This window comes from Nonomuraea sp. NPDC049152 (assembly GCF_040648355.1).
Classification (GTDB): domain Bacteria; phylum Actinomycetota; class Actinomycetes; order Streptosporangiales; family Streptosporangiaceae; genus Nonomuraea.
The window spans coordinates 1-5,076 of sequence record NZ_JBEZDO010000076.1 but is presented as its reverse complement, the minus strand read 5'-3'; the positions used below and the strand labels follow the sequence as shown (position 1 = coordinate 5,076).

General features: G+C 67.4%; 5 protein-coding genes and 1 pseudogene. 5 read left to right on the top strand and 1 reads right to left on the bottom strand.

All coding sequences use genetic code 11. The features are described from left to right. The 3 genes from AB0B45_RS51200 to AB0B45_RS51190 all read left to right on the top strand — a co-directional run. On the top strand, positions 1-474 hold a 474-nt coding region (locus AB0B45_RS51200), incomplete at its 5' end, for a helix-turn-helix transcriptional regulator (protein WP_358146298.1). Positions 475-1,146: 672 nt separating this feature from the next. Then, complete coding sequence (locus AB0B45_RS51195) at positions 1,147-2,244, top strand: ThiF family adenylyltransferase (protein WP_358146296.1); 1,098 nt, start codon at positions 1,147-1,149, stop codon at positions 2,242-2,244. 146 nt (positions 2,245-2,390) lie between these two features. Next, entirely contained in the window at positions 2,391-3,599 is a 1,209-nt protein-coding gene (locus AB0B45_RS51190) for a hypothetical protein (RefSeq protein ID WP_358146294.1), read from the top strand. A 321-nt stretch (positions 3,600-3,920) separates the two neighbouring features. Here the strand turns inward: AB0B45_RS51190 and AB0B45_RS51185 are convergent, their stop codons facing one another. Then, the gene (locus tag AB0B45_RS51185; RefSeq protein WP_358146292.1) at positions 3,921-4,121 is read right to left on the bottom strand and encodes a helix-turn-helix domain-containing protein; all 201 of its coding nucleotides are present in this window, start codon (positions 4,119-4,121) and stop codon (positions 3,921-3,923) included. Between the two features lie 68 nt (positions 4,122-4,189). Here AB0B45_RS51185 and AB0B45_RS51180 point away from each other — a divergent pair. Both AB0B45_RS51180 and AB0B45_RS51175 read left to right on the top strand, forming a co-directional pair. Next, positions 4,190-4,519 (top strand): annotated as a pseudogene (locus AB0B45_RS51180) (nitroreductase family protein); the annotation flags it as partial. A gap of 115 nt (positions 4,520-4,634) precedes the next feature. Continuing rightward, complete coding sequence (locus tag AB0B45_RS51175; protein ID WP_358146300.1) at positions 4,635-4,982, top strand: helix-turn-helix domain-containing protein; 348 nt, start codon at positions 4,635-4,637, stop codon at positions 4,980-4,982. The last annotated feature ends 94 nt before the right edge of the window (positions 4,983-5,076 follow it).

The following is a 5,076-nucleotide window of genomic DNA, read 5'->3' as shown; positions in this document are numbered from 1 at the left end:
AGGAGCCTGATCCGCCAGGCTTCCTCCATGGCGCTTGTGGACGTGAGGCGGCTGGGGACGCTCACCCTGGATCTGGCCACGGCCTTCATCGCGCACCGCCTGAACGCGCAGGACCGCCTCCCGCCCGAGACCCGGCAGCAGGCGCTGAGGGTACGCATCCGAGCCTTCGTCGAACACAACCTCGCCGACCCGCACCTGACTCCCGCCGCCATAGCCGCCCACCACCACATCTCCGTGCGCTACCTGCACCTGCTCTTCCAACGGCCGGAGACCACCCTGATGGCGTGGATTCGGCAACGCAGGCTGGAGAACTGCCGCGCGGACCTCGCCGACCCCCAGATGCGAGCGCACTCCATACAGGACATCGCTGCCCGATGGGGGTTCACGCGCGCCACGGACTTCAGCCGCTCCTTTCGCCGGGCGTACGGGATGCCCCCCAAGGACTACCGCCACTCCGTGCTGGACTCCCCGTGATCCCGTTGGGCCTCCACCGTGCCCGGGAGCGCTCGGCCGGTGTGCGCGCCGTGTCAAGAAAGACTGCAGTCACTGCTAACGACCGCGAGGCGCCGCCGTAGCAAGCTGATGGCAGCAAGATCAGCCAAGTTTGTTGTGACCGGCCCCCGTATCTCATCCTCGAAGGAGACGATCATGCGCCTGGCAGTGCTGGGTACTGCCGTGACGGCGCCGGCCGCACACGCGGGCGGCTACGGCTGTTCGGGCAGCCTCGTCTGGTCCAGCCAGATGAAGGACCGCATGTCCGGGGAGCCCATGGGTGCGATTTACGACTACTTCGACGGCACCTACAACCGCTCGGTGTTCGTCAAGTCGAATGACGTCGGAACGCCGACTCTCGTGCGCGCATGTTCATCTCGGCTCAAAACGCCTCTCATGACGACTGGGAGAAGGCTATTTCAGCTACTACGCCGGCCCGGTGCGGATCAAGGGAGTCGGAACATGCGTCATGGAGGGAGTCACACTCTTCGAGCCCGATGGGATCTTCAGCAAGTTTGGTCAAACCGATTGGCATTCCTGCGGGTAATCCGCTAGAGGCAGACCGACCGGTCTGAGGAGGGGCGCTATCTCGACTGCCGTGAGGTCGTCTGCGCGGAGCCAGGTGCGGCGATCACGACCGACATTGGAGGACACATGCGGCCACGGCTCAAGAACGTCGCCTGGGAACGGGTAGGCGATGAGCTCCGCCTCGTGTACGACCTGCGTGACCAGCTGATTCTGGCTGACCCCGACGGCCATGTGGAGAAGCTCCTCGCCTTGTTGCACGAGGGCGGGCGCACCGTCACCCAGCTCGCCGACAAGCTGTCGCTGCCCGTCCAGGACGTGCTTGGCGCGGTAGAGGCCTTCGACGCCGAGCGATTACTGGAAGACGGCGAGCGCCTGGGCGGCCTGGACGCCGCCGAAGCCGAGCGCTACTTCAGCAATCTGGCCTTCTTCGAGTCGTTCGGCACGCTGGAGCGCAGCCGAGAGGACCTGCAGCGCAGGCTGCGCGAGTCGCACGTGCTGGTGCTCGGCACCGGCGGCCTCAACTCCAACACGATCCCGCACCTCAGCGGGCTGGGCGTCGGCAGGATGACGCTGGTCGACAGGGACACCGTCGACGTGCGCAACTTCGCCAGGCAGTACCTCTACCGCTGGGAGGACCTCGGCGCCAGGAAGGTCGAGCGGGCGGCGGCGTGGGTGCGCTCCTTCGACCCCGCCATCGAGGTCCAGGCGATCGACATGGGCATCGAGAGCGCCGAGCAGCTGGCCGAGCTCATCGACAGGACCCGCCCCGACGTGGTCGCCTCGGGGATCGACCAGCCCAAGGAGATCGACCTCTGGGTCAACGCGGCCTGTGTACGGCAAGGCGTGCCGTTCGTGCGCGGCGGCATCACGGTCACCAAGGGAATCGTCTGGTCGGTCGCGCCAGGAGTGAGCGCCTGCAGGGGCTGCGTCCCCGCCGACCCGACCAAGCCCGAAGGTCACGCCGATCCCGACGAACCCGCGCTGAGCGCCGAGATCGCCGCGGCCCGCCTGTTCTTCAGCAGGCCGCAACCCAACAGGGGCATCGGCCCCGTCACCGGTCTGCTCGGTGCGCTCGGCGCCTTCGAGGTGCTGCGCTACCTGACCGGTTTCGAGCCACCGGCATACGCCGGTCGGCCACTCACCATCGACTTCGCCGGTGCCTGCGCCACGAGTCAGGTCGAGTGGTCACGCAATCCCGAGTGTTTGAACTGCGGAGGGAGTTGACCACCATGAAGATCGAGATCGTGCGGATCGAGAACACCCGCCTGACCGACCTGGCCACGCCCGACTCCTGACCATCACGAGCGCACCTCGGCCAAGGCCGAGGTGCGCTCTCCCTCTTTTCCGCCCCAGGAGCTCCAGGAGGACGTGTGTCCGCCACCGTTGACAGAGACCTGCGCGAGCGGGCCGCGCGGCTGAGCGTCGCCTTCGACGGCGACGCCTGGATTCTGGGCCGCCCCGACCTGGGAATCTTCGTCGCGGTGCCCGAGCCAGGCGCGGTGTTCGTCACCACGCTGCAGGAGGGCGGCTCAGCCGCCGAGGCGGCCAGGCGCGCGGGCGAGGTGGCGGGTGAGGAGGTCGACGGCGCCGACTTCCTCGAAGGTCTCACCGGCGCAGGCCTGCTCGACCCGCCCGCGCCCGCCGAGGAGCGAGCCCCCAGCGGCTGGGAGGGGCTCAGCCAGAAGACGGCGGCCAGATTCTTCGGCAAGACCGCCTGGTCGTGCTACGTGGCGGCGGCGGTCTTCGTCGTGGCCGTCCTGGTGTTCACGCCCGAGCTGCGCCCTTCGTGGAAGGACGCCTGGTTCCTGCCCAGCGCCACGCTGTCGGTGCTCACCTACCGGCTGGCCGGCATCGCCTTCAGCGCCCTGCACGAGGCGTGGCACTGGGTCGCGGGCAGGGCACTCGGCATCCCCGCCACCTTCAGGGTCAGCCACCGGGGCCTCTACATCGTCTTCGAGACCGACCTGACCCAGATCGTCAACGTGCCGCGTGGGCGCAGGTACGGGGCCTACCTGGCGGGCATGGCCATCGACGCCGTGGTCGTGGCCGTGGCGCTGGGGTTGCGGCTGCTCGACAGGGCCGGGGTGCTCGCGCTGCCTGAGATGCTGGACGGTTTTCTCGGCGCCGTGGTGTTGTACCGGCTCATCGGGATCGTCTGGCAGTGGGCCGCGGTGCCGATGCGCAGTGACGGCTATGCCGTACTGGCCAATGCGTTGCGCTGCTACAACCTGTACCGGATCACTTGGCTGACCGCCAAGGCCAAGCTCTTCCGGCTGACCCCCGCCGAGGCGGGGGAACTGGCCTCGGCGGGCGAGCGTGATCGGCGCGTGGCCCGCTGGTTCGCGCTGCTGTACGTGGCGGGCGTCGTGGTCATGGCCGGCATGTTCGTGCTCGTGGCCCTGCCGCTGCTGCTCGCCCTTGCCCAGTGGGGCATGGTACAGCTGAGCGCCGGCGCGATCGGTTCGGTCGGTTTCTGGGAGGCGCTCGCCGTGGCGGCGTACGTGGTGACGCAGCTCGCCCTGCCCCCGCTGCTCGCGCTGAGGGAGCGCCGCCTGCGCAGGGCGCGCAGGCTCCTGTGAGAGGTGCGGTCAGCCGACAGGCGTGAGCCAGTCGAGGCAGCGCTCGTCGTGACCGTGCACGGCCGCGTCGTAGGGCTGGTTTGCCGACACTGCAGCACCCACCTGCACACCTGTCCGGATGCCATTGGGCCGCCTACCTCGGGTCCAGCCGAGATACGGCCAGAAGCGGCCATGAGTCGATCATGTTCGTAATCTCGGAAGGGGACTGGAGCATCTCCGAGGCCCTGGGATGCGAATCTCGGAAGTCCAGCCTTGGAGATGACTTCCGAGATTGGATGATCTCGGAAGTGACTTGCTAGCGCGGTGCGGCCCGCTGCTAGGTCAGGGGTTGTGTCGGCTCCGGGCTTGTTCGATCTCGTTGATGTGGGTTTCCGTCCACTGCCGGAGCGCGGTGATGGGCTCGGCCAGGCTGCGGCCAAGGGAAGTGAGGTCGTAGTCGACCCGGGGCGGGATGGTGGGGTGGACGGTGCGGGTGACGAACCCGTCGGCCGGCAGCCCGGAGGACTCCACGAAGGTCTCCATGAAGGGAGAGTAACGCCCAAATTAGTACTCTCTTCCATATAGAGAGTCACTCTCGAATAGTGAGTGCCATGACGCCTCACACCATGTCTGTCGCCAAAGCCATCCGCACCTGCCGCACCGTCCGCCACTACCGCCCCGATCCGATCCCCGCGGCCACCCTCGACACACTCCTCGCTCTCGCCATCGAGGCACCCACCAGTTGGAACCTCCAGGACCGGTCCATCGTCGCCGTCACCAGCGACGAAGGTCGTGAGGCTCTGGCCTGGGCCACCGGCGGCCAGCCCCAGCCACAGGAAGCGCCGCTCATGCTGGTCGTCCTCACCATGGCGTCGCACACCAAATCGGACAGTAACCACTCCGGTCTCAGCAGCCCATCCTCAACCACACCGGCCAACCTCCCCAACTACATCCTCAAGTTGAGTGGCGCTGAACACCTGGGCGCGGCCACGATGGCCCTGGCCTCTCTGGCCGATCGGCTGAACGCACACGACCACCTGACGTTCGAGACGCGGCATCAGGCCCAGATGGCGACACATCCAGGCGTTCGTCGAGCACAATCTCGCCGACGCCGAGCTGACGCCCCGAGCCGTCGCCGAGCGGCACCACATCTCCGTGCGTTACCTGCAGTTGCTGTTCCAGCGACAGGGGACCACGCTGACCGAGCACTGCCGTACCGACCTCGCCGACCCGCCCCTTCGCCAGCTGCCCATCCGGGCCATCGCGGCTCGATGGAGGTTCACGCGCGCCGCCGACTTCACCCGATCCTTCCGTGCGGCGTACGCAATGCCGCCGAGCGACTACCGCCACAGTGCCCTTGGTACGCCTGCGCCTGGTGCATACAAAGACTGCGCCGAGTGCTAAGAGTGCGTTACGCGAGCTGATGTCCCTTTCGTCGTTGCGGTTGGATTAGGTCTACTGGTCGGCGATCCACCGTTCGGTCTACGGGCGCGGCTGG